A 25819-nucleotide genomic window follows, 5' to 3' on the forward strand; every position below is an offset into this window, starting at 1 on the left:
AAAATTAAAAAATAGTAGAAAATATTAGTAATATGTCAAGAATCAGATTCAATGCATTACAAGAAACACTACATAGAAGACCTATTAAAGTGATTCAGAATGAAAAAAGATCAACACTTTTTGGTCAAAATGTCTTTAATAAACACGCTATGCAACAGTACCTTACACGTGCCGCTTATGAAAGTGTAATGAATGCGATTGAACATGGAACAAAAATAGATAGAAAAATTGCAGATCAAGTTGCAGTAAGTATGAAGGATTGGGCCATGTCGAAAGGTGCAACTCATTATACGCACTGGTTCCAACCACTTACAGGCGCAACAGCAGAAAAGCATGATGCTTTTTTTGAATCTATCAACGGTAGTTTGGCAATGGAAAAATTTGATGGAGAACAATTAGTTCAGCAAGAGCCAGATGCATCAAGTTTTCCAAATGGAGGAATTAGAAATACTTTTGAAGCAAGAGGATATACTGCTTGGGATCCTACATCTCCAGCATTTATTTATGAAACTACATTATGTATTCCTACTATTTTTGTGGCGTATACAGGAGAAGCCTTAGATAACAAAACACCATTATTAAGGGCCATACAAGCACTTGATACCCATGCAACTGCTGTTTGTAAATATTTTGACAAAAATGCAAGTAAAGTAAGTGCCACTTTAGGTTGGGAACAAGAATTTTTTTTAATTGATGATGCTTTGGCGCTTTCTAGACCAGACTTGCAATTAACGGGTAGAACATTATTAGGGCATACGCCTGCGAAAGGACAACAATTAGATGATCATTATTTTAGTACAATTCCTGCAAGAGCAATGAGCTTTATGCAAGATTTAGAACAAGAGTGTATGTTATTAGGAATTCCTGTAAAAACAAGACATAATGAAGTTGCTCCGAATCAGTTTGAAGTTGCGCCTATTTTTGAGGAGGCAAATTTAGCGGTAGATCATAATTCATTGCTAATGGATGTAATGCAGAAGGTTTCTCGAAGACATAAATTTAAAGTGTTACTTCATGAAAAACCATTTGCAGAAATTAATGGTTCAGGGAAACATAATAATTGGTCTTTATCATCAAAGAACGGAACTAATTTACTGAGTCCTGGTAAAACACCAATGAAAAATTTACAATTTCTCACCTTTTTTGTGAACACTATTAAAGCAGTCTATAGGTATGAAGAATTATTAAGAGGGTCTATTGCATCTGCAGGTAACGATCACAGATTAGGGGCCAATGAAGCTCCACCTGCTATAATCTCTGTATTTATTGGTAGTCAGTTATCTGCAGTTTTAGATGACTTAGAAAATGTGACGAAAGGAAAGCTATCACCTCAAGAAAAAACAGATTTAAAACTGAATATCATTGGTAAAATTCCAGAGATTTTATTAGATAATACCGATAGAAATAGAACATCCCCTTTTGCATTTACAGGAAATAAATTTGAGTTTAGAGCTGTTGGTTCTTCGGCAAATTGTGCAATACCAATCACGGTTTTAAATACCATTGTAGCAAAACAATTAAAGGAGTTTAAAATTGAGGTTGACGCCCTGATTGATGAAAAAGGATTGAAAAAGGATGAAGCTATTTTTAACATGTTAAGAGAGTATATTAAAGATTCAAAAGCTATTCGTTTTGAAGGAGATGGTTATGGAGATTCTTGGGAGAAAGAAGCAAAAAAACGCGGACTTAGCAATAATAAAACAACACCCGAAGCATTAAAAGTAAAAATCACCAAAAAGGTAATTGATTTATTTGAGGAGATGGATGTAATGAATAAAGTGGAGTTAGAGGCCAGGTACGAAATAGATTTAGAATTATATACAAAAAGAGTTCAAATAGAAAGTAGGGTTTTAGGAGATGTTGCTAGGAACCATATAGTTCCTACAGCTATAATTTATCAAAATACACTATTAGAAAATACAAAAAATCTTAAAGAAATTTTCGGAACTGAGTTTAAGAATATTGCCAAAGAGCAAATAGAACTCATTATGGTTATTTCTAATCATATTACAGAAATTAATTCTCTAGTAAATAAAATGGTTGAAGAACGAAAAAAAGCAAATAAGTATAATGGGATAAAATCTGCTGAATATTATTGTCGAAAAGTAAAACCATTCTTTGATCAAATTCGTTATCATTGCGATAAATTAGAAACTATGGTAGATGATAATTTATGGCCACTAACCAAGTATAGAGAATTATTGTTTACCAATTAATAAAGCGTAAATTTTTTAAGGCTAAAATATTTTCAATGCACCTATCTACAGGTGCATTTTTTTGTTTGTATTTCATGAAATACCCGATCGCAAAGGGTATTATAACTCAGTATTAGTTTAAACTAATTTCAGTTTTGTTTTTGGATAAAATTTAACAAAAAAAAATGCTCAAAAATGATGTAGGTCATTTAGCATCTTAATAAGCTATTATACATTCGTATTATAATTAAAACAGACGATTAATCGAGCAATATAGATAATTACAACTCTCGGCTCGAGAGTTGATTGAAATGTAATTTATAACTTACATTTTCCCTTGTGATTTTAAAGAACCCTGCGAATAGCATTTCTTTTAAATGATATCAAATTAAAATTTGATATGCTAAAAATAAATAAAAGTATTTTAAAATTTTTATAATGAAAAAATTATTAATTATGGCTATGTGTATAGCCACAGTAATGACATTTTCTCAAGAGAAACACGAAAATGATCACAATGAACAAATCATTTTGCCTAACAACATTACAGTAGAGGGTCAAATAGGTATGATTGATAAAACTGCTGGAACGCCAGTTGGAGTAGTTTTATTTGTAAATCATTTTACACCAAACCTTGCTGCAGGAGAGGTAGATCAAGTATTTATGCCTGAAGACTTTGTAATAAAAGGAAGAAACAAAGTTGCTGTAAGACAAGTAGGTGATCAGAATAAAGCAAGAGGATTTCAATTAGGTCTTGGTAATATGTCTTTAATCAGACAAAATAACATTAATTTTCTTCCAGGTCAAGTGGGTAATTTGGCATCAACTATTCAGCTAGGGTTTGATAATGGAGCAGATATCAAACAATTTGGAGATGATAATAAAGGTCATATTGGACAAATGGGAACCGGAAATTATGCCGTTCAAAACGTTGGAGGTGATAAAGCTATGGCAGCGGAAGGTAATTTGGCTTACGCAAGCCAAGTAGGGAATAATAATAGAACTTCTCAGAAACAACGTTACGATAATAATGAAGCTACAGCATGGTCTTATGGTGATGGGAACAAAATAGTTCAAGATCAATCTAGTGGTCCAAACCAATCTAGTGGAAGTGTTGCATTTGTTAATCAAGTTGGAAATGAGAATGCAGCTCAACAAAAACAAATAGGTTCTAATAACTATGCAAGTGCTTATCAAACAGGAGATGGAAATACTTCTTTAGAAACTCAAACTATGATTGGTGATTCAAGTGAAGTTATGAATCTTTCTACAGTTAACCAAGTAGGAAATAAGAACATATCTTCTGTTACTCAATATTCTAATATGGGTAATAATAGTAGTTTGGTAAATCAAATTGGTAATGGTAACTCATCTTTAGTTAGACAAGCTACTTTAGAAGCTAAAAGTGCTTCATGTGTTAAGCAGAAAGGTAATAGCAATACCGCTCAAGTAACTCAATTATCGGGTTCTGGGTCGGGTCATTAGTATTTTTAAATGGAGTGAGAATGTTATTCTCACTCCATTTTTATAATTTTAAAAAAAGGAAAGATGAAATTAATTAACTACATATCAATTATTTTTATATTCTTATTTTATTTTTTTGGGAATGCTCAAGATGAAAAATCACCTAGTTATTTTTCAAATAAATTACAATATAATATAGAGCAATTACAAATCAATACTTCCAAATCTTATCAAAGTATATTAGAAGAAAAAAATAGCACAATTTCATTAAGACAAATAGGTGATGAAAATAGTGCTAATATTTATAATAAGTATGCAAATGGTGAGCATACTATAAATCAAATAGGAAATAGAAATAATTACCAATTTTTTAATTATACCAATAAACAAATAATTAATTTAGGAATAATGCAAACGGGAGATCATAATTTATTAAAAATAATGGGTGCAAATTCTATGTTTCAGGATCTTAAAATATTCCAGTTTGGAGGGGCTGAAATGAGTGTAATTAACTTTTGAAATTATTAATTAAAATGAAAAATAAGGCAGTAATTTTATTTATAATAATAATTTTTTTCACACCTTTTTCTTTTGCCCAAGAGTTTGATAATTATGAATTAGAAGGAAAAATTAATTTATTTAGGATAGATGATTTTTTAACTTTAAGAGCTCAAGCACTAAACCATGAGTCATTTTTTATAAATGATCTTAATTATAATTTGGTGGTACTAAAAAAGAATAGTGAGGGAAAATTATCTAAAAAAAGTGAGTCTAATGATTTTTCATTGAAACCAAGTGAAGAGAAACAATTAGCAGTAATTAAACTTAATTTTAAAAAGAATGAAGAATTAAAAGTATATCTATTTATAAAATACAAAGATAAATTAGTGCATAGAGATACATTATTTCTCTTGCCTATGAAAGAAGGAGTAGTTAAAAAAATAGTAAATGAGGAACAGTTCTTAATTAAAGGGATCGTGATTGATAGATCGTTAACGAAGATAGGAAAAGATTATCATGATTTTTTTTACAAAGAATATTTAGTTACCAAGAGAAATTATCCGTTTATAATTATGATAGTTGAAAAACCAGCAATGGGAAGGAGTAGTATTTTGTCAATTGAGGTTGATCGAAAAAAGATTCATGAGTTTTTTGCTAGACCAGAAGAAGATTATTTAAAGGCTAATGTTGCACAAGCTATGAGAAAATTAAGAGGATATAATCAAAAAAGGAAAGCTACTTTTCAAAAACAATTTTAGAAACCAAAAAAAATCTATTAGTTATGAAACAGACAATAATATTTATTTTCATTTTAATTTCCAGTTTTTTGCATTCACAAGATTTGGTGTATACGCCAATAAGCCCTTTTTTTGGAGGTGATGCATATAATTATCAACAGATTTTAGCTTCTGCAGTTGCTCAGAATGACTTTACAGATGAACAGACTCAATTTAAAGCGCCAACTGCTCTAGAAAACTTCACAAATAGTTTAAATACAAGGTTACTTAGTGCTTTGTCTCAAAGTTTATTTCAACAAGAGTTAGGTGATACAAATTTAACAGTTGGAACCTATACTTTTGGAGATTTAGTAGTTGAAATAACTCCAGGAACAAATGGCTTAAATGTAAATATTCTAAATATTACTACTGGTGAACAAACCTTGATATCAATTCCTAACAGTAATTAAAATTACCATGAAAATAACGACAAGTATAGTTTACTTATTAATAATTAGTTTGTTAACGGGTTGTGGTGCTTATTTTAATCAACCATTTACTCAAACAAAAGCAAGAATCGGAGAGAATACTTCACCGGATTTTTTAGTAAAAAAAATTCTTCCTTCAGAGAAAATTATTGTTGGTGTGTATAAATTTAGAGATCAAACAGGACAGTACAAGCCAGTAGAAAACGGTTCAACATTCAGTGCCGCTATAACTCAAGGAGGAACTACAATTTTATTGAAATCACTTGAAGAATCAGGATGGTTTAGACCCATTGAAAGAGAGAATATTGGAAACCTTTTAAATGAACGACAAATAATAAGAAATACTCGGCAAGAGTATGCAAATGGTAAAAAGGTAACAATGCCACCTTTACTTTTTGCGGGTACAATTATTGAAGGAGGGGTGGTTTCTTATGATTCAAATATTATAACGGGAGGATCAGGACTACGTTATTTTGGAGCGGGAGTGTCTAATCAGTATCGACAGGATAGAATTACTGTATATCTAAGAATAGTATCAACATCAACAGGTGAAATTTTAAAAAATGTTTATGTTTCAAAAACTATTTTATCTCAAGGTATTTCTGCTAATTTATATCGTTTTGTTTCTTTAAGAAGATTATTGGAAGCAGAAACCGGAGTCACCAAAAATGAGCCATCACAATTAGCTGTAAAAGAGGCAATTGACAAAGCTGTAGATTTATTAATTGTTGAAGGTATTGCTGATGGTATCTGGAGGCCTAAAGGAGGCGAAGCAGCAATAGAGTATGTTAAAAAAGCATACATGAAAGAAAGAATTGATGCTGAAAAAACAGAACTTTATGATAGGAAAAAAGAAAAGCGAAGAGCTAAAGTATCATCAGGTTTTGGTCTCGGAATGGCTCAAATAAAAGGAGATTACGTTAACCCTACTAATCAGTTTGGATTTGATTTGAAAATAAAATATTCCTTTAATGACCCTAGTTTTAATATTTGGGGATCTGTTGGAAGATTGGAGTTAGATAATAAAGATATTTTCCATGAAATTTTTTTAACTTCTGGATTTAATATCGAATATATCATTTTGCCCTATGAAAAATTCACACCATACTTGTATGCTGGCGCAGGATCAATAAGTAAGACAAATTTAGATCAATCTTTTTTTAAATTTCAAGGAGGTGTGGGTATTGAATATTTAATTTCAAATAAAATTGGATTTTTTGTAGAAGGTGAATATAACATGCTGTTAAGTGACGATTTAGATGGACGGATTTTAGGAGAAAAAAATGATATGTTTTCGCGTTTTGGGTTTGGTCTTAATGTATATTTTTAAATAGAAGTCTTATGAAAAAAGTAATTAAAATAATAAGTATATCGCTAATAACTCTCTTTCTTACTAATTGTGGGGAAGAAGAAACTATTGGTTTAATAGAATATGGTAATTTAACAGGTAAAGTTGTTCAAAAAGAGGGTTTTGTTCCCATAGAAAATGTAAAAATAATACTTTCACCTTCAAATAATACGGTGTTTACTGATGCCGAAGGGAATTTTATATTTGAAGGAATCGAAGCACAAGAATATTCAGTGCAAGCAGCTAAAGAAGAATATTTAGATAAATATGAAGGAGTAATTGTGAGCGCAGAGGTAGAAGTAAATATTATTTTTGAAATGGATATTTCAACAGCTCTAAATAAATCACCCACAAAACCAGAACTCATAATTCCAAATGATGGTGCCATAGATTTACTCAACGAAGTTGAACTGTCTTGGGAATCAACGGACCCAGATGAAGATGAATTAACATATACTCTAGAAATTAGAAACGATTTTAATAGTGATGTAATCAAAATCACCAATATAAAGGATAAAAGTTATACTTTATTTGATTTAAAATATGGGGTAAAATATTTTTGGAGTATTGAAGTAACTGATAATATTAATACAGAAGTTATAAGTAGTATTAGATCGTTTACAATTAAAGATGATCCAGCGAATAGGTATTTTTATGTTAAAAATGAAGGAGGGAATAGTATAATTTATTCTTCGAGTTTTAACGACGTAAATAATGAAGTTTCAAATACAGTGCAATTAACAAGTTCTAGTTTAAATTCATGGAGACCTAGGCGGAATAATGTAACTAACTTAATCGCTTTTTTACGAACAGATAGTAATGAAGCACATATATATACAATGAAGACTAATGGAGATGATATTACAAAAGTAACATCTGCAATACCCTTAGCTGGTTTTAACTTAAATGAAATGGATTTTTCATGGTCTCCAGATGGAAGTAAATTATTATACTCTTCTTTCGATAAATTATATGCAATAAATAAAGACGGTAGTGGATTACAAATAATATATGAAACAATAGATGGCAGTTTAATAACTGAATGTGATTGGAGTAGTAGTGGATTAAGAATAGCTTTGAAAACAAACAATTCAAATGGATATAATGGTTCAATTTTAGTTATTGATTTGAACGGAAATATTTTAAATACTGTGGTTTCTGAAGTTCAAGCTGCTTTAGGAGGTTTAAATTTTTCAGCATCAGGCAGTAAATTATTGTTTACTAGAGATGTTTCAAATTATCAAGCAACTGATTACAGACAATTAGATACTAGGATGTTTATTTATAATTTTACAGATATGACTTTTATAGATATTTCTGATGACGAAAAAGAAAGTGGTACTAATGATTTAGACCCTCGTTTTTCGCCCAATGAAGCTAATGTTATTTTCGTAAATACATCCAACGATGGTATTTCTCAAAAGAATATTATGACAACAAATCTGTCAGGAAATATTCAAAAACAACTTTTATTTGCAGATGCTACAATGCCAGATTGGGAATAAATATGTAATACATAATAAAAAAGCGAATGATAAAAAACGTTCGCTTTTTTTATTGATATAAAATTTAGAACAACTAAATTTGTATTACAATACAACACAACAATATGAGTCAAGAAGTTTCTAAACGTTACGCGCAAAGAGGTGTCTCTGCATCAAAAGAAGATGTACACAATGCAATAAAGAATATAGACAAAGGTTTATTTCCAAAAGCATTTTGTAAGATCGTGCCCGATTACTTAACAAATGATGATGATTTTTGTTTAATAATGCATGCAGACGGGGCAGGAACAAAGTCCTCTTTAGCTTATATGTATTGGAAAGAAACTGGAGATATTTCTGTTTGGAAAGGCATCGCACAAGACGCATTAATCATGAATATTGATGATTTATTGTGTGTGGGTGCAACGGATAATATAATGTTATCATCTACTATCGGTAGAAATAAAAGTAAGATTCCTGGAGAGGTTTTATCAGCAATTATAAACGGAACAGAAGAATTAATAGAAGACTTGAAAGGTTTTGGAGTGACGATTCATTCTACTGGGGGAGAAACTGCAGATGTTGGTGATTTAGTGCGTACAATTATTGTAGATTCTACCGTAACTGCAAGAATGAAGCGTATTGATGTTATTGATAACGCAAACATAAAGGCAGGTGATGTAATTGTTGGTTTAGAGTCTTTTGGGCAAGCGAGTTATGAAACTGAGTATAATGGAGGAATGGGCTCTAACGGATTAACATCGGCAAGACATGATGTTTTTCATAACTACTTAGCAAATAAATATCCAGAAAGTTTTGATGCTGCTGTTCCTGCTGATTTAGTGTATTCAGGAAATATAAAATTGACGGATAAAGTTGAAAATTCTTCTATTGATGCCGGTAAATTGGTTTTATCTCCAACAAGAACGTATGCGCCGATTATAAAAGAAATTTTATCAAAATTCAATGCTGAAACTGTTCATGGGATGATTCATTGTTCTGGAGGTGCTCAGACAAAAATCTTACATTTTATAGATAATTTACACATTGTAAAAGACAATATGTTTCCAATTCCACCTTTATTTAAATTGATTCAAGATCAATCTAAAACAGATTGGAAAGAAATGTATCAAGTGTTTAACTGTGGACATAGAATGGAAATCTATGTTTCTCCGAAAATTGCAGACGCCATTATTAATATTTCTAAATCTTTTAATGTTGATGCAAAAATAGTTGGGCGTGTAGAAAGTTCACCTTCTAAAAAATTGACGATTACAAGTGAGTTTGGAGTTTTTGAATATTAGATTTTTTTTCTAGTTTAAGTAAGTGGTTGTCCAAAAATTATAAGCATTCACTTATTAGTTAGCTCTCTCTTTTAATGAAAATCATTTAAATATTCAACTAAAAGAAGGTTTTGGGTTTTTATTTATCTCTTTTTTAAAGGAAATCATCAACAAAAAACAACAAGTAAAAAAGAGGAATTTCATAAAAAATAGTTTGTCTACTTCAAAAATACCTATAAAAATTGTAAATTCGCACTCCAAGAAAAGATAGAAGATGTTAGATAAATTAAGAATTGTTAAGCAACGTTATGATGAGGTTTCTGATTTAATTATTCAGCCAGAAATCATTATGGATCAAAAGCGTTATGCACAATTAATGAAAGAATATAAAGATTTAGGGAGTGTTGTTACAAAAGGTGATGAGTATCAAACTTTAATAAATAATATAGAAGAGGCAAAAGAAATTATTTCTGATGGTTCTGATGCAGAGATGACGGAAATGGCGAAGATGGAAATTGATGAAGCCAATACTAGAATTCCTGAACTAGAAGATGAAATAAAGTTCTTATTAATTCCAAAAGATCCTGAAGATTCTAAGAATGCTGTTGTTGAATTACGAGCAGGAACGGGAGGAGATGAAGCAAGTATTTTTGCTGGAGATTTATTTAGGATGTATTCTAAATATTGTGAAAGTAAAGGTTGGAAAGTTTCCACTGTAGATTATTCTGAAGGTACAAATGGTGGGTTTAAAGAAATTCAATTTGAAGTAACTGGAGCAGATGTTTATGGAACTTTAAAGTTTGAAGCTGGTGTGCATCGTGTGCAAAGAGTTCCGCAAACAGAAACTCAAGGGCGTGTTCATACATCTGCGGCTACTTGTATGGTTTTTCCTGAAGCAGAAGAGTTTGATGTGGAAATCAATCCAAAAGATGTAAGAATCGATTTTTTCTGTTCTTCTGGTCCTGGAGGTCAGTCTGTAAATACTACATACTCTGCAGTTCGTTTAACCCATATTCCTTCCGGTTTAGTTGCGCAATGTCAAGATCAAAAGTCTCAACATAAAAACAAAGAGAAAGCATTTAAAGTATTACGTTCTCGTTTATATGATATGGAATTAGCGAAGAAGAATGCGGAAGATGCCTTAAAGCGTGGTTCTATGGTTTCTTCTGGGGATAGAAGTGCAAAAATTAGAACCTATAATTATGCACAAGGAAGAGTTACAGATCATAGAATTGGTTTATCACTTTATGATTTACCGAATATTTTAAACGGTGATATTCAGAAAATAATAGATGAATTGATGTTGGCTGAAAACACTCAAAAATTAAAAGGATTAGCAGACGGAATATAGTTTCTTTATGTAAAATAGTAAAACCTCAAAACATTGTTTTGAGGTTTTTTGTTTAGGTGAAATTAAAACATAAAAAAACGATTAAAGTTTAGGGAAGACTTTAATCGTTTTATTCAAATAAAAATTTAGATAAAGTCTAAATCAAGAAATATGTTGGGGGAATAAAATATTATAAAGTAAAATTACAATGGAAAAAGATATTATACAATACCCATTTATGATGAAATTCTCAATTCCCCATAAATAAGGAGAGGCCTCCATGTTTATGGGGAGGCCTCTCCTTATTTCCTAAGACTTTCTATTTTCCAAATAAATGTAATTCTGTAAACTCTTTCTCTATTGATATGGATTGGTTTTTACCAGTTTTAAAATTATCTAAAGAAATTTCTACATTATCTATTTGTATTGAAGTAATTGTAAATGGCAAATTATGGAATACAATATTAAACTTCTTGTATTGTGCATCAAAGACGCCTTCTTTGTGTTGTTGTAAAATAAATTCATCCTTTTTGCCAGTTAATTTAAAAGTACGTAAACTATATCTGCCTTTCTTATAATCATAACCATCATGTGCATCATCAAAAAGTTCAGATTTTTCTTTACCGTTTTTATAATAAACATCCAAAGTAATATCATCCATTTTCTTTTCTCCGACATATTGTTGGATAGGATATTTCGGTATAACGGCTCCTTCTTTGATAAAGAAAGGTACGCTATCTATATCTGCATCTACCCACATTTCTCTTCCTCCTTCTACAAGTTCGTCAGTCCAGAAATTATACCATTTCCCTCTTGGTACATACATTCTTCTTCCTTTAGCATTTGGTTCTAATATTGGGCAAACTAAAATTTTATCTCCGTACACAAACTCATCACTTCTATAATGTGTTCCGTGATCTTCTTGATCGAATAATACTAATGATTTTAAGATAGGAGTTCCTTTTGTTATATGTTTCCAAAAAGCGGTATATAAATAGGGTAATAGCTGATATCTTATTTCAATAAATTTACGAACGATATCTGTAATTTCTTCGCCAAATACCCAAGGCTCTTGATTTCCATGATCTCCAGACGAGTGAACTCTGCAAAATGCATGGAAAATTCCTAACTGAATCCAACGTGCAAATAATTCTCCTTGAGGTTGTTCCGCAAATCCACCAATATCACTTCCTGCAAAAGAGAAACCAGACATGGCCATTCTCTGTGCTTGGTTGTTAGCAATGGCTAAATGTTCCCATGTTGCTACGTTATCTCCCATCCAAGTAGAGGTATAACGTTGTGTACCAGAATAAGCAGCTCTTGTAATTACAAATGGACGTTTTGGATATGCGTATTTCTTTAATCCATGATAAGTTGCACGTGCCATTTGCATTCCGTAAATATTGTGTGCTTTTCTGTGCGAACAAGGGTTTCCATCATAATCATGACGCACATCATCGGGGAATGATTTGTTAGGAACGTCCATTACAGCAGGTTCGTTCATATCATTCCAAACTCCCTTTACGCCAATATCTTCAATCAATTCTTGAAATAAACCTTCCCACCAAGTTCTTACCTCTGGTTTTGTAAAGTCCGGAAAATAACATTCTCCAGGCCATACTTTACCTTTCATATAAGGACCATCTGCACGTTTACAGAAATAGTCTTTATCTAAAGCTTCCTTAAATACGGGGTATTCCAAATCTATTTTAATTCCTGGGTCTATAATAACCACAGTTTTAAAACCGTCATCTTCTAATTCCTTCACCATTCTTTTTGGGTCTGGGAAATGTTTTTTATCCCAAGTGAAACAGCGGAAACCTTCCATATAATCTATATCTAAATAGATAGCATCGCATGGTATTTTTAAGTCTCTAAATTTTGTTGTTATCTCTTTAACGTTACTTTCTGGATAGTAACTCCATTTACATTGATGGAATCCTAAAGCCCATAATGGAGGTAAATGTTGAGGTTTACCTGTTAAGTCTGTATAGTTAATAACAACATCTTCCATTTTTGGACCATAGATAAAGTAGTAGTTCATTTCACCACCTTGTGCCCAAAAACTAGTTACATTTCTTCTTTCATGTGCAAAATCGAAATGAGTTTTAAACGTGTTGTCAAAGAAAATACCATAAGATTTATCATTTTGAATAGATGTGTAAAATGGAATCGTTTTGTAAATAGGATCTGTATCTTTACCAAAAGCATAAGAATCTGTTGCCCAGTTTTCAAAACGTTTTCCCTTTAAATTGACATCAACAGGCTTATCGCCTAATCCATAAAAGCTTTCAGATTTTTGACAAACCTTGCTCATTTTTACGATATCTCCTCCGTATTCATAACTCTCTTCCCAGTGAAAACCAATTTCATCTTGGTTGATGATTTTTAAGTCTTTGGCATCATATAGACTTACTTGTAAACTTTGTTTTTCAACTTTACAAATAAGTTTAGAAGTGGTTATTATATAGTTTTTTTTGTCTTCTGTAACTTCTAAGAAATTGTATCCTCTACTTGCATATTTTGTAATTCCGTAAGAAAAATCATTTTCAAACTTACCTGCAGTAGCATATCTAAATCGAATAACACTGTCTCTTACCACTGTAAGTTGCAAAACAACATTGTTCTTTGTTGTAAAATATAATGTGTCTACATCTTTCTTATAGGTTACAATTTCAGAAGGAAATAAATTCCCTTTTTGTTCTAGTTCTGTATTAACAATCATTATTTAGCTTGTTTTTTTTTGTCTTGTAAAAATCGTAAAAGTTTGTAAAAAATATATGGTTAAACTCTTTTTTCTACGATAACGTTTTAGTCTATATTTCTAGTAAAAATATTCCTTATTTATTTAAAAATAAGAGTGGTACATTTTATTTTAAATATTGCTAAAAGATTTTTTAAAGTTTTAAAAATACTTTGTTTTTTTATGAAGTATAAAAAAAGAACCCCTCTTTTTTATCATTATAGCATCAGAGATAAAAAAGAGGGTTTAATATTATTTGTATTTGTAGACCATCATACCTAATGGGGGTAAATTTAGTTCGATAGAATTCTCTCTAGCATTCCATACTTTTTGATCTGAAGTTATTTTTTTGTTTTTAAATTTTCCTGATCCGTTATATTTTATAGCATCACTATTAAAAATGGCTGTTAATGCACCAGCTTTTGGTAAACCTATTCTATAATGTTCTCTCGGAACAGGAGTAAGGTTTAAAACAACAATTATATTATCTTTTTCATTTATACCTTTTCTAAGATAAGACATTACTGAGTTTTCATGATCTCCGTGATCGATCCATTCAAATCCTTCTGGTGAAAATTGCTTTTGATGCAAAGCGGGTTCTTTTTTGTATAATTTATTTAGATCTTTTACTAAATTTTGTGCTCCTTTATGTACATCGAAATTTAACAAATGCCAATCTAAACTTCCATTAAAATTCCATTCACTTGTTTGTCCAAATTCACCACCTTGAAATAATAATTTTGCTCCTGGATGTGTATACATGAAGCCATAAAGTAAACGTAAGTTTCCAAATTTTTGCCATTCATCACCAGGCATTTTATCTACGATTGATTTTTTACCATACACAACTTCGTCATGAGAAAGAGGTAGCATAAAATTTTCTGTGAATGCATAATTTAAACTAAAGGTTAAATCATTTTGATGATGTTTTCTATAAACAGGCTCTTTAGCAAAATAATCTAAAGTATCATGCATCCAACCCATCATCCATTTCATACCAAAACCTAAACCACCATCGTAAATTGGTCGAGATACTTGAGGAAAAGAGGTAGATTCTTCCGCAATAGTTTGAACATCTGGAAAAGCTTCATAAACAGCCGCGTTCATTTCTTTAATAAAATTAATGGCATCTAAGTTTTCTCTTCCGCCAAATTCATTTGGTTCCCATTGCCCTTCTTCTCTAGAATAATCAAGAAACAACATAGAAGCTACGGCATCAACTCTTAAACCATCTGCATGATATTGGTCTAGCCAAAAAATTGCATTACTAATTAAAAATGCTTTTATCTCGTTTCTTCCATAATTAAAAATTAAACTCTTCCAATCTTGGTGATACCCTTTTCTTCTATCTGGGTGTTCATATAAATGCGAACCATCGAAGAAACCTAAACCATGATCATCTGAAGGAAAATGCGAAGGAACCCAATCTAACAGCACTCCAATTCCTTTTTCGTGGAATTTATCTACTAAATATTTAAATTCATCTGGATAACCAAAACGTGATGTCGGAGCAAAATATCCTGTTAATTGATATCCCCAACTTGGATCATACGGATATTCCATGATTGGCATAAATTCTACATGTGTAAAATTCATTTCTTCAACATAATCAACTAATTCTTCTGCTAATTCTCTATAACTTAAAAAGCGATTTTCTTCAATTTGTTTTTTCCAAGAACCTAAATGGACTTCATAAACAGAAAAGGGAGCATCTAATGCATTGTTCTTTTTTCTGTTTTTCATCCATTTTTTATCTTTCCAAGCATATTCATCTTCCCAAACAACCGATGCCGTTTTTGGCGGGTGCTCGCATCTCCTTGCAAAAGGATCAGCTTTCTCTGTAGTTATATCGTTATTAGAACTTCTAATTTTATACTTATAAATACTTCCTTTGCTAACTTCAGGAATAAAACCTTCCCAAATTCCGCTTCCGTCCCAACGTACATTTAAGTGATGCTCTCCTTCCAACCAAAAATTAAAATCCCCAATTACAGCAACAGATTTTGCACTTGGAGCCCAAACGGCAAAGTAAGTTCCTTTTATACCATCTACGGTTGTAATATGTGATCCAAATTTTTCGTAGAGACGATAGTGTTTTCCTGCCTGAAAAAGATGGATATCAAATTCTGTAAAAAGACTGTGTATTTTTGTTTGTGCCATAGTTATAAGGTCAAAACATTTTCTAAATTATTTTAATAGAAATATTTTATGTTTTACTTGTTAATTTTAAAAATATGAAACGGCAAGGTTGCATGTAATTCTACATAATTCCATTCATTATACCAATTATAGCAATTTCTTGTCACCAAATCTTCAACTTCTATTTTTTGACCATGATTTAATTTCAATTCATGAAGTGGTAATTGTACAGAACCAGTTTGTGCATTATAAGCGTCTAAACTTATAATTGTTAATGTTTCATTAGTTCTAGTATCATTCCATTTATAGAATGCTATGATTTGATCGTTACCAGTTTCTAAAAATTGAATATTATTTGTTTGTTGGTAAGACTCGTTTTCTTTTCTAATGTTGTTAATTCTAGAAATTAAAGTAGTTACTTTATTTTCTTTAAACCAATCATAATGACAAAGTTGAAATTTTTCTGACATATAATATTCTTCCTTTCCAGGAATAGGGTCACTAATCATCTGCTCAAAAACGGGTCCATAAATACCTATATTAGAACTTAATGTTGCCGCCAAAGCATAGCGCTGTAAATATTTACTTTCTGGAGCTCCTTGTAAATGAAATGGATTAATATCTGGTGTATTTGGCCAGAAATTTGGTCTCATATATTCTTTTTGATCTGTTTTGGTAAGCTCATTCATGTATTCGATCAATTCATGTTTCGACTCTCTCCAAGTAAAATAAGTATAAGATTGTGTATAGCCTTGCTTCCCTAATTGTTGCATTACTTTCGGTTTGGTAAAAGCTTCTGCTAAAAATAATACATCTGGATGTTTTTTCTTTACTTCGGCAATAATCCAGCCCCAAAAATAGTAAGGTTTTGTATGTGGGTTATCAACTCTGAAAATATTAAGTCCACAATCAATCCAAAACAATAAGGTATCTAAACATTCTTTCCATAGATTTTTAAAATCTTTACTTTCCCAATAAATGGGGAGAATATCTTGATATTTTTTTGGTGGATTTTCTGCATACTGCACAGTTCCATCTGGTCTCCATTTAAACCAATCTGGATGTTCTTTAACCCAAGGATGATCAGGTGCTGCCTGCAATGCATAGTCCATAGCAACTTCAATTTCTAATTCTTTTGCTTTTGAAACTAAGTTTTTAAAGTCTTCCAAAGAACCTAGCTCCGGATGTAAATCTTTGTGACCTCCATGTTTAGAGCCAATTCCCCAAGTAGAGCCAACATCTCCATCTTGTGCAACAGTAGTATTATTTTTGCCTTTTCTATTTACTTCTCCAATTGGATGAATAGGAGGGAAGTATAAGGTGTCAAACCCCATTTGTGCAACTCTTGGAAGTAGTCTATGACAGTCATTAAAGGTACCATGCACTCCTTCTTGCTCGGAAGCTGAACGCGGGAAAAATTCATACCAAGTGCTAAACCTTGCCTTTTTTCTATCTACATAAACTTGATATGTTTGACAAGTTTCAATTAATACTTTCTCTGGATATTGCTTTAAAATGGATGTTAACTTCTCAGAAACAGCTTCTTTAATCGCTTCTGCATACGTTTTATTATTCTTAAAAATAAATATTAAATGAAGTAAATAATCTTTTTCGTTTGAAGATATTTTTTCACTAATTACAGATAGTAGTTCTGCTCCTTCTAAAAGTTCTGAACTTACATGCTGATAATCATCAATTTTCCGTTCTAAACCATGTTGCCAATTTAAAGCATAATCTACCCATCCTTCGACTTTATAAAAATAAAATCCTTGTTTTGGTGTATGAAAACTAGCAGTATATTCATCATTAAAGGTTGGGGACATTCTAACTTCTGACCAATTTTTATCCGTTTCGTGCTTGAATAATAAATTAGCTTGAAGAACATCATGTCCGTCAACTAAAACATCTGCAGTTACATTTACAATTTCGTCAACAACGCGTTTTATAAATACTTTTCCATTATTTATTTGTGGAGTAATATTTTCTATGACAATTCTACTTTGATTTTGCATTAATTTGTTTAAGTTTTTATAATAAAAAAGTAAAAAAATGTTTTATCCGATAATAGTTCCAACCGGGATAGTAGCATCTTTTTTAATTACTACAATTCCGTCTTTCACCATATAAGAATCTGTTTCTATATTTTCTATATGAGTTCCACCATTAATTCTTACGTCATCTCCAATTCTACAATTTTTATCTACGATACAGTTATGAATATAGCATCTATTACCAATTCCCATTACAATTTCAATATTATTTTTTGAAATTTGCTCTAAAGATTCATAAGAATCATTACCCATCATGTAGGTATTAGAAATTAAAGAATTTTTACCAATTCTTGATCTAATTCCAATAACAGACCTTTCTATTTTTTCTGCGTGAATTAAACATCCATCACCTATAACGGCTTTATTTAAAATAGTTCCGGATATTTTAGAAGTAGGGAGTACCCTGGCTCTTGTATAAATTCCTTTATTATCATATAAATTAAATTGAGGAACATCATCTGTTAATCCTAAATTGGCTTCAAAGAAAGAGTCTATATTTCCAATATCTGTCCAATAACCTTCATACTGATAGCTCAGTGTTTTGTGTTTTGCAATAGCTTGTGGAATAATTTCTTTTCCAAAATCATTTGTATCAGGGTTGTCCATTAATTTAATTAACAAATCTCTGTTAAATATATATATACCCATAGAGGCAAGGTAATCTCTACCCTGAGATTTCATCTCATCACCAACGTCCGATGTCCAGTTTGGTAACAATTCAGTACCCGGTTTTTCGATAAACGAAGTAATTACATTTTCTTCATTTGTTTTTAATAGCCCAAACTGAGTAGCATCTTTTGCGTTAACAGGATAGGTAGCTATTGATATTTCTGCGCCACTTTCTTCGTGTTTCTGAATCATATCATTAAAATCCATTTGATATAATTGATCACCAGAAAGAATTAAAGCATACTCAAAATCATTTGCTAAAAAGTGATGCATGCTTTGTCTTACTGCATCTGCAGTTCCTTGAAACCATTTATCACTATGAATAGTTTGTTCTGCCGCTAAAACATCTACAAAAGCAGAGCTAAAAAAACTAAAGTGATAGGTATTTTTAATATGGGCATTTAAAGAAGCAGAATTAAATTGAGTTAATACATACATTCTTTTGATATCAGAATTGATACAATTAGAAATAGGAATATCAACTAATCTATATTTTCCTGCAATAGGCACAGCAGGTTTAGATCTGTCTTTAGTTAATGGATATAATCTTGACCCTTGGCCTCCACCTAGAATAATTCCTAATACTTTATCATTTATCATTGCCTTATTTTTTTATTGATTTATATAATTCTTCTACTTGTTTTGCTATTGCTATCCAATCAAAATAATCTTCAACTCTTTTGCGACCTTTTTTAGCCATAGAGTTTCTTAATGAAGGATTACTAATTACGCTATTCACACCATTTGCCAAATCTTTAGCAAATTTATCTGGATTTATCGGCTCAAAAGGAGCGGATTTTTGCTGCTCTACAGGAATTAAAAAACCTGTTTCTCCATGAACAACAACCTCTTTTATTCCTCCAACGGCACTTGCAACAACTGCTGTTTTACAAGCCATAGCTTCAATATTTATAATGCCAAAAGGTTCATAAATTGATGGGCAACAAAATACGTCAGCATGAGAATATAATTGAATGATTTCTTTTTTTGATAACATTTTATCAATCCAGATTACATTCTTACGGCTTTTTTTAACCTCATTAACAGCATCCTCCATTTCTTTTCCAATTTCTGGGGTGTCTGGTGCACCCGCGCAGAGAACTATCTGAGTGTCTGGATTTATATATTTTATGGCATTTACTAAATGAATAATTCCTTTTTGTCTTGTAATTCTTCCTACAAATAGTACATAAGGGGTGTCTTTATCTATTCCATATTCATCTAAGGTAGAAGTTTCTGAAGTAGTAACGTATTCTTGAAGATTGATTCCATTATAAATCACTTTTACTTTGCTTTCGTCAACATTAAAATGTTTTAATACATCTTCTTTCGTTTCCTCAGAAACCGCAATTAATGCATCTGCCATTTCAATTGCTGTCTTTTCTATCCAAGAGGAAGCATCATATCCACGCCCTAGTTGTTCCCTTTTCCATGGTCTTAGCGGCTCTAACGAGTGGGTTGTAATGACTAAAGGAATACCATAACAAAGTTTAGCAATAATACCTGCGAAATGAGCATACCAAGTATGACAATGCACAATATCTGCATCAATTGCATCTGCGTTCATATGAAGCCCAGTACTAAGAGTTTTAAATACAGCTTTTAATTGATCATTTGAATTATCAAAAATAGGGTTATCAAAAGGAAAACCTTTCACCGTTAAACTTCCTTTTTTAGAATTTTGATCCCCAAAACACCGAACATCTACATTCATTAATTTAGATAATTCAGTTGCAAGGTATTCTACGTGAACCCCCGCTCCACCGTAAACATAAGGAGGGAATTCTCTAGTATAAAAAAGGGTTTTCATAAGTAATTTTGTGATGTTAATTTGTTTTGGCTTAATAGTCCATTAAAGTAGTAAATTGTAACCAAACCAACAAAATAACGAGGAAGGTTTCTCTTAGAATATTATTTTTATCAGTATGATAATATTAACATAATAGAAAAGACAAATAATGGCAATAAATCAGTATTCTTTGTCTTCTGTTAGAAATATTGTAATTATAAAAAGTTAGGTATTAAGCATTCCTGTGCTTATTGATTTCATCTTGTAATTGCCTTCGCAGTTTTTGTTCTCTTTCAATTGATTTTTTCTTATGACTATCAAATTCTTCCTCAACATAGTTCAAGTTTTCTTGAGCTTTTTTTGTTAGCACATTGCTTTTAGAAAATTTAAAAACGAAGAAAATTAAACAGAGGGTTAAGGCCGTAATGATAAACCATAAAATTATGTTGTAAGTTATTTTATTTAATTGTGCCCCAAATAAGGAAATTGAGTTTTCTTTTTGCAGAGCAACAGTTAAATCTAATTTAGTTTTATTAAAAGAGGTATTAAGTTTTTGAATGTTTTCTCTTTCCGTGTTTAATAAATTTTCTTTTTCAGAAATTATTTTTTTTGAGTTTTTTAAAGAGTCTAAAACATTTTCTTTTATTTTCTGAAATTTAACTATGTCTATTACTTTATATTTTTTACCGGTACCAGGAGGTCTAAACGTAGTTGATGTTCTGTAGACTTTATCAAACTGACCTTTTATTGAGTAATCTTCTACTCTAACTTCTTGTGAGAAAGAGGAAAAAGCGTTTATAATAAAAAGAATAAATAACATTTTAAATTTCATCTGTATACTTTTTTGATAATGTAAATTTATGAAAAAAACCCAAACAAAAAGTTTGGGTTTTTAAATATAAGCAAGTATTATTATTTATTTAATTTTCTCTACAACTGCCTTAAAAGCGTTTGGGTTGTTTACAGCTAAATCAGCTAAAACCTTTCGGTTTAATTCGATATTATTAGCTTTCACTTTTCCCATAAACTGAGAGTAAGACATTCCGTGTAAACGAGCTGCAGCGTTAATACGCACAATCCATAAAGAACGGAAGTTTCTCTTATTGTTCTTACGGTCTCTATATGCATAAAGCATACCTTTTTCAACCGCATTTTTTGCTACTGTATAAACGTTTTTTCTACGTCCGAAGTAACCTTTTGCTGCCTTCAAGATTTTTTTTCTTCTTTTTCTTGAGGCTACTGAATTTACTGATCTTGGCATAATTTCAATGTTTTTTGTAGTAGGCGATTCGTTTCGGAATACTTTTTATTTTGGCCTAGCTCCATGGTTAATAATTAAATTCCCTTATTAAACTTACTTTAAGTTTAACTGTTGCTTAATGTTAGACTCATCAGACTTGTGTACTAAAGTATCATGAGTTAACTTTAATTTACGTTTTTTAGACTTCTTCGTTAGAATGTGACTTTTGAACGCGTGCTTTCTTTTGATTTTACCAGTACCAGTAACTTTAAATCGTTTTTTGGCGCTAGATTTGGTTTTCATTTTAGGCATCTCTCCTTCGTTTTTATCTTGCTTATAAGATTTTTATTTTACTTTTTTTGGAGCAATAAACATAATCATTCGTTTACCTTCTAATTTTGGTAATTGCTCTACTTTACCATACTCTTCTAATTCTTGTGCTAATTTTAGTAATAAAATTTGACCTTGTTCTTTAAAAATAATAGAACGTCCTTTAAAGAATACAAAAGCTTTTAATTTTGCACCCTCTTGTAAAAACTTTAGGGCATGTTTCTTTTTGAATTCATAATCATGTTCATCAGTCTGAGGTCCAAAACGTATTTCTTTAATCGTAACTTTGGTAGCTTTAGATTTTAAAGATTTTTCACGTTTCTTTTGTTCATACAAAAACTTCTTATAATCAATAATTTTACAAACAGGTGGTTTCGCCTTTGGAGAAATCTCTACCAAATCCAATTCCTGTTCATTGGCTAATTCTTTGGCTTTGTCCAAAGGATACACACCAACTTCAACATTTTCGCCCACAAGACGAACTTCGTCAACATATTTTATTTTTTCATTAATCCTATGTTGATCTTCTTTGATTACTCTTAACGGCCTTCTCGACCTGCTTCTACGTATTGCTATGACTTATAAATTTTAAGTTTAACTTATGGCTGTTTTACAACCTTTTATTCTTTTTGATGAAATTCAAAATTAATTAAAATTTCTTCAATGTTTTGCTTTCTTCAGTTTTAATTAACGAAATAAATTCTTCAATTGTAAATGATCCTATATCTCCTTGGCCATGTCGTCTAACAGAAACCGTTCCGTCTTGCTCTTCTTTCTCACCAACAATTACCATAAATGGTGTCTTGTTTACTTCTGCATCTCTAATCTTGCGACCAGTTTTTTCATTTCGGTTATCTACGAGGGCGCGAATTTCGGAATTTTCTAACGATTCTAAAACTTTTTCTGAATATTTTTGATATTTATCACTGATTGGCAGCAAGATAACTTGATCTGGAGTTAACCAAAGAGGGAAGTTACCCCCCGTATGTTCTAGTAGTACTGCGATAAAACGCTCCATGGAGCCAAATGGTGCTCTGTGAATCATTACGGGTCTGTGTAATTGATTATCTGCCCCTTTGTAGGTTAAATCAAAACGTTTTGGTAGATTATAATCAACTTGAATCGTTCCAAGTTGCCAACTTCTGCCTAAAGCATCTTTTACCATAAAGTCTAATTTAGGACCATAAAAGGCAGCTTCACCTTCTTCAATTACAAAGTCTAAGCCTTTATCTGTCGCTGCACTTATAATGGCATTTTCAGCTATTTCCCAAGTTTCAACATCACCTATGTATTTGTCGGGGTTACTTTTATCTCTTACAGAAACTTGAGCAGTAAAATCCTCAAAACCTAACGAACCAAAAACATACAATACTAAATCGATTACGTCTTTAAATTCTTGATCTAATTGTTCTGGTGTACAGAAAATATGAGCATCATCTTGTGTAAATCCCCTAACGCGAGTTAATCCATGTAACTCTCCGCTTTGCTCATATCTGTATACAGTACCAAATTCTGCAAAACGTTTGGGTAAATCTTTATAAGAATACGGTTTAAAGTTATAAACTTCACAGTGATGTGGACAGTTCATAGGTTTTAATAAAAACTCTTCATCCATCTTAGGAGTCTTTATTGATTGAAAACTATCGGCACCGTATTTTTCGTAATGTCCAGAAGTAACATACAATTCTTTCTGACCAATATGTGGTGTCATCACCATCTCATAACCTGCTTTTTTCTGAGCTCTCTTTAAGAAATCTTCTAAACGTCCTCTTAAAGCAGCTCCTTTTGGCAACCATAAAGGCAAACCAGCACCTACTTTTTGAGAAAATGTAAATAATTCTAATTCTCTTCCAAGTTTTCGGTGATCACGTTTTTTTGCTTCTTCTAATAGCTCTAAATATTCAGTTAGCATCTTTTGCTTTGGAAAACTAATTCCATAAACACGAGTTAATTGATTATTATTTTCATCACCTCGCCAATAAGCACCGGCAACACTCATTATTTTAATAGCTTTTATAATTCCAGTGTTTGGTATGTGCCCTCCTCTACATAAATCAGTAAAGTTACTATGGTCACAAAAAGTAATATCTCCATCCGTTAAATTTTCAATTAATTCAACTTTATACTGGTTGTTCTCTTCCTTATATAATGTTAAAGCATCTGCTTTAGAAACTGGTCGTAAAGAAAACTCATGTTTTCCGCGAGCAATCTCTAAAAATTTACTTTCTAATTTTTTGAAATCTTTATCAGAAATTACATTCTCTCCTAAATCTACATCATAGTAAAAACCGTTGTCAATGGCAGGTCCAATGGTTAATTTAGCTTTCGGGTAAAAACTTAAAATAGCTTCGGCTAAAACATGCGCAGAAGAATGCCAGAATGCTTTCTTACCGCCATCATCTTTAAACGTATATAAAATTAATGAACCATCAGTGGTTAATGGAGTAGTGGTCTCAAGTGTTGTGTCATTAAAGTTTGCTGAGATTACGTTTCTAGCAAACCCTTCACTAATGCTTTTTGCAACATCCATCGGAGTACTGTTTTTAGCAAACTCCTTAATAGTTCCGTCAGGTAAAGTAATTTTAATCATTTAGTATAGCCTATTTGAGGGCACAAATATATTAGAAAACAATTTTTTACACAATAGATATTTCTACTTATTAAATCCTATTCTCTTTTTTCTTTTTGTATTCCCTTTTTTTAGCAGTCTATTAGCATTGAAAATAAGATTTACCTAGAAAAAAGGTCGGGCTTTACATTCTATCTTTTTTTCAATTCTTCAAAAAAGGATGCCATTTCAATCCGTAACACTGCATTTTAACAAATAATAAAAGAGTTTTAAAGAATTTCCACTCTTTAATATTAGATTTCTTTTTGGGTCATAATTTTAAGTTTTTTTCTAAAAAAATTAATGATGGAGAATGATAGAACTGCTATGTATTTCTTTTAAACACTTGGTTATTTCTGATTATTTGTTAAAAAAATTGAAAAGTTTTAAAAAGGATTAGATTCTAAATACTTCAATACAATGTATTTACGTTTTTTGTTATGATAATTTTGGATAAAGTATTAATAAATAGTTGTGAGATTAGAAAGAGGGTGTATATTTGCACCCGCTAACGGGGATTTTGTTTTGTTGGTGATGTTCATTGAGTTGTTGTATTGTAGGATTAGATTGGGTTTTAATTTTGATAAGGTTGTTTAGATTTTATTAAAAATAAGGTTTATTTTTATTTGGTTTATGATTAAAAAACGTTGTATGTTTGCAGTCCGAAATTTTCGGCAGCTACGTTCAGTTTTTTTAGTTTTAAAGGGGTTTAAAAAAAAGTATTTTTTTTCTTGTTGGAATAGAAATAGTTTATATATTTGCACCCGCTAACAAATACGGCAAAAAGATTACAGAGATTTTGGTAAGGATTTTGATAAAAAGTCTACTAGTTCGATTCTAGTATTTCTACAAGATAGGATTTATAATGATTGTTTTAAATGCATGAGATTATTATTCTAGAAGTTCATTGAAAATATTGAAATTGACAGCGTAAACAAAGAGTAGAATAACCATGTTTAATTAAATTTAGACAAATTCTTTTGAAACTTATTCATTCATATTATTTAAAATATACAATGAAGAGTTTGATCCTGGCTCAGGATGAACGCTAGCGGCAGGCTTAACACATGCAAGTCGAGGGGTAACATTGTAGCTTGCTACAGATGACGACCGGCGCACGGGTGCGTAACGCGTATAGAACCTACCTTTTACAGAGGGATAGCCTTTAGAAATGAAGATTAATACCTTATAGTATTGAGACTTGGCATCGAGTTTTAATTAAAGATTTATCGGTAAAAGATGGCTATGCGTCCTATTAGTTAGTTGGTAAGGTAACGGCTTACCAAGACTTCGATAGGTAGGGGCCCTGAGAGGGGGATCCCCCACACTGGTACTGAGACACGGACCAGACTCCTACGGGAGGCAGCAGTGAGGAATATTGGGCAATGGAGGCAACTCTGACCCAGCCATGCCGCGTGCAGGAAGACTGCCCTATGGGTTG

At 31.5% G+C, this 25819-nt stretch carries 19 protein-coding genes and 1 rRNA gene (1 of these 20 only partly in view); 10 read left to right on the forward strand and 10 right to left on the reverse strand.

Annotated features, from left to right (window positions below; all coding sequences use genetic code 11):
- The first annotated feature begins 32 nt into the window (after nucleotides 1–32).
- From BLT88_RS03805 to prfA, 9 genes are all read left to right on the forward strand, one after another.
- On the forward strand, nucleotides 33–2216 hold the full coding sequence (locus BLT88_RS03805; RefSeq protein ID WP_091953112.1) for a glutamine synthetase III: 2184 nt from the start codon (nucleotides 33–35) through the stop codon (nucleotides 2214–2216).
- Nucleotides 2217–2633: 417 nt separating this feature from the next.
- Nucleotides 2634–3680, forward strand: coding sequence for a hypothetical protein (locus BLT88_RS03810; protein WP_091953114.1), 1047 nt, complete (start codon nucleotides 2634–2636; stop codon nucleotides 3678–3680).
- A gap of 63 nt (nucleotides 3681–3743) precedes the next feature.
- Nucleotides 3744–4178, forward strand: a complete 435-nt coding sequence (locus BLT88_RS03815; protein WP_091953115.1) for a hypothetical protein — start codon at nucleotides 3744–3746, stop codon at nucleotides 4176–4178.
- A 14-nt stretch (nucleotides 4179–4192) separates the two neighbouring features.
- Nucleotides 4193–4918 carry a CsgE family curli-type amyloid fiber assembly protein gene (locus tag BLT88_RS03820; RefSeq protein WP_091953117.1) on the forward strand — a complete coding sequence of 242 codons (726 nt, stop codon included), beginning with the start codon at nucleotides 4193–4195 and terminating at the stop codon, nucleotides 4916–4918.
- Between the two features lie 23 nt (nucleotides 4919–4941).
- Complete coding sequence (locus tag BLT88_RS03825) at nucleotides 4942–5346, forward strand: curli assembly protein CsgF (RefSeq protein WP_091953119.1); 405 nt, start codon at nucleotides 4942–4944, stop codon at nucleotides 5344–5346.
- 7 nt (nucleotides 5347–5353) lie between these two features.
- Entirely contained in the window at nucleotides 5354–6694 is a 1341-nt protein-coding gene (locus BLT88_RS03830; protein WP_091953121.1) for a CsgG/HfaB family protein, read from the forward strand.
- Nucleotides 6695–6705: 11 nt separating this feature from the next.
- Nucleotides 6706–8217 (forward strand): carboxypeptidase regulatory-like domain-containing protein, encoded by a 1512-nt coding sequence (locus tag BLT88_RS03835; protein ID WP_036787170.1) that lies wholly within the window; start codon nucleotides 6706–6708, stop codon nucleotides 8215–8217.
- Nucleotides 8218–8321: 104 nt separating this feature from the next.
- Complete coding sequence (locus BLT88_RS03840) at nucleotides 8322–9500, forward strand: AIR synthase related protein (RefSeq protein ID WP_036787167.1); 1179 nt, start codon at nucleotides 8322–8324, stop codon at nucleotides 9498–9500.
- Between the two features lie 253 nt (nucleotides 9501–9753).
- A complete protein-coding gene (gene prfA, locus BLT88_RS03845) occupies nucleotides 9754–10830 on the forward strand; it encodes a peptide chain release factor 1 (protein ID WP_091953123.1) in 1077 nt (358 codons plus the stop codon).
- Between the two features lie 298 nt (nucleotides 10831–11128).
- On the opposite strand, the gene BLT88_RS03850 is transcribed toward prfA, so the two are convergent.
- The 10 genes from BLT88_RS03850 to thrS all read right to left on the reverse strand — a co-directional run bounded on the left by BLT88_RS03850 (nucleotide 11129) and on the right by thrS (nucleotide 24360).
- Nucleotides 11129–13534 (reverse strand): glycoside hydrolase family 31 protein, encoded by a 2406-nt coding sequence (locus BLT88_RS03850; protein ID WP_091953125.1) that lies wholly within the window; start codon nucleotides 13532–13534, stop codon nucleotides 11129–11131.
- Between the two features lie 270 nt (nucleotides 13535–13804).
- Nucleotides 13805–15712 carry a 1,4-alpha-glucan branching protein GlgB gene (glgB, locus tag BLT88_RS03855; RefSeq protein WP_036787156.1) on the reverse strand — a complete coding sequence of 636 codons (1908 nt, stop codon included), beginning with the start codon at nucleotides 15710–15712 and terminating at the stop codon, nucleotides 13805–13807.
- A gap of 53 nt (nucleotides 15713–15765) precedes the next feature.
- Nucleotides 15766–17703, reverse strand: coding sequence for an alpha-1,4-glucan--maltose-1-phosphate maltosyltransferase (locus BLT88_RS03860; protein WP_091953126.1), 1938 nt, complete (start codon nucleotides 17701–17703; stop codon nucleotides 15766–15768).
- 42 nt (nucleotides 17704–17745) lie between these two features.
- Nucleotides 17746–19011, reverse strand: a complete 1266-nt coding sequence (locus BLT88_RS03865; RefSeq protein WP_036787150.1) for a glucose-1-phosphate adenylyltransferase — start codon at nucleotides 19009–19011, stop codon at nucleotides 17746–17748.
- 4 nt (nucleotides 19012–19015) lie between these two features.
- Nucleotides 19016–20221 carry a glycogen synthase gene (gene glgA / locus BLT88_RS03870; protein ID WP_091953128.1) on the reverse strand — a complete coding sequence of 402 codons (1206 nt, stop codon included), beginning with the start codon at nucleotides 20219–20221 and terminating at the stop codon, nucleotides 19016–19018.
- Nucleotides 20222–20432: 211 nt separating this feature from the next.
- On the reverse strand, nucleotides 20433–21032 hold the full coding sequence (locus tag BLT88_RS03875) for a hypothetical protein (RefSeq protein ID WP_091953130.1): 600 nt from the start codon (nucleotides 21030–21032) through the stop codon (nucleotides 20433–20435).
- 84 nt (nucleotides 21033–21116) lie between these two features.
- Complete coding sequence (gene rplT, locus BLT88_RS03880) at nucleotides 21117–21461, reverse strand: 50S ribosomal protein L20 (protein WP_036787106.1); 345 nt, start codon at nucleotides 21459–21461, stop codon at nucleotides 21117–21119.
- 93 nt (nucleotides 21462–21554) lie between these two features.
- The gene (gene rpmI, locus BLT88_RS03885; protein ID WP_036787103.1) at nucleotides 21555–21752 is read right to left on the reverse strand and encodes a 50S ribosomal protein L35; all 198 of its coding nucleotides are present in this window, start codon (nucleotides 21750–21752) and stop codon (nucleotides 21555–21557) included.
- 33 nt (nucleotides 21753–21785) lie between these two features.
- A complete protein-coding gene (infC, locus tag BLT88_RS03890; RefSeq protein ID WP_081958182.1) occupies nucleotides 21786–22304 on the reverse strand; it encodes a translation initiation factor IF-3 in 519 nt (172 codons plus the stop codon).
- Nucleotides 22305–22419: 115 nt separating this feature from the next.
- Nucleotides 22420–24360, reverse strand: coding sequence for a threonine--tRNA ligase (thrS, locus tag BLT88_RS03895; protein WP_091953131.1), 1941 nt, complete (start codon nucleotides 24358–24360; stop codon nucleotides 22420–22422).
- 1031 nt (nucleotides 24361–25391) lie between these two features.
- On the opposite strand from thrS, the gene BLT88_RS03900 reads away from it, so the two are divergent.
- Nucleotides 25392–25819 (forward strand): 16S ribosomal RNA (locus BLT88_RS03900) (it continues 1092 nt past the right edge of the window).

The sequence above is a fragment of the Polaribacter sp. Hel1_33_78 genome, from assembly GCF_900106075.1.
Classification (GTDB): domain Bacteria; phylum Bacteroidota; class Bacteroidia; order Flavobacteriales; family Flavobacteriaceae; genus Polaribacter.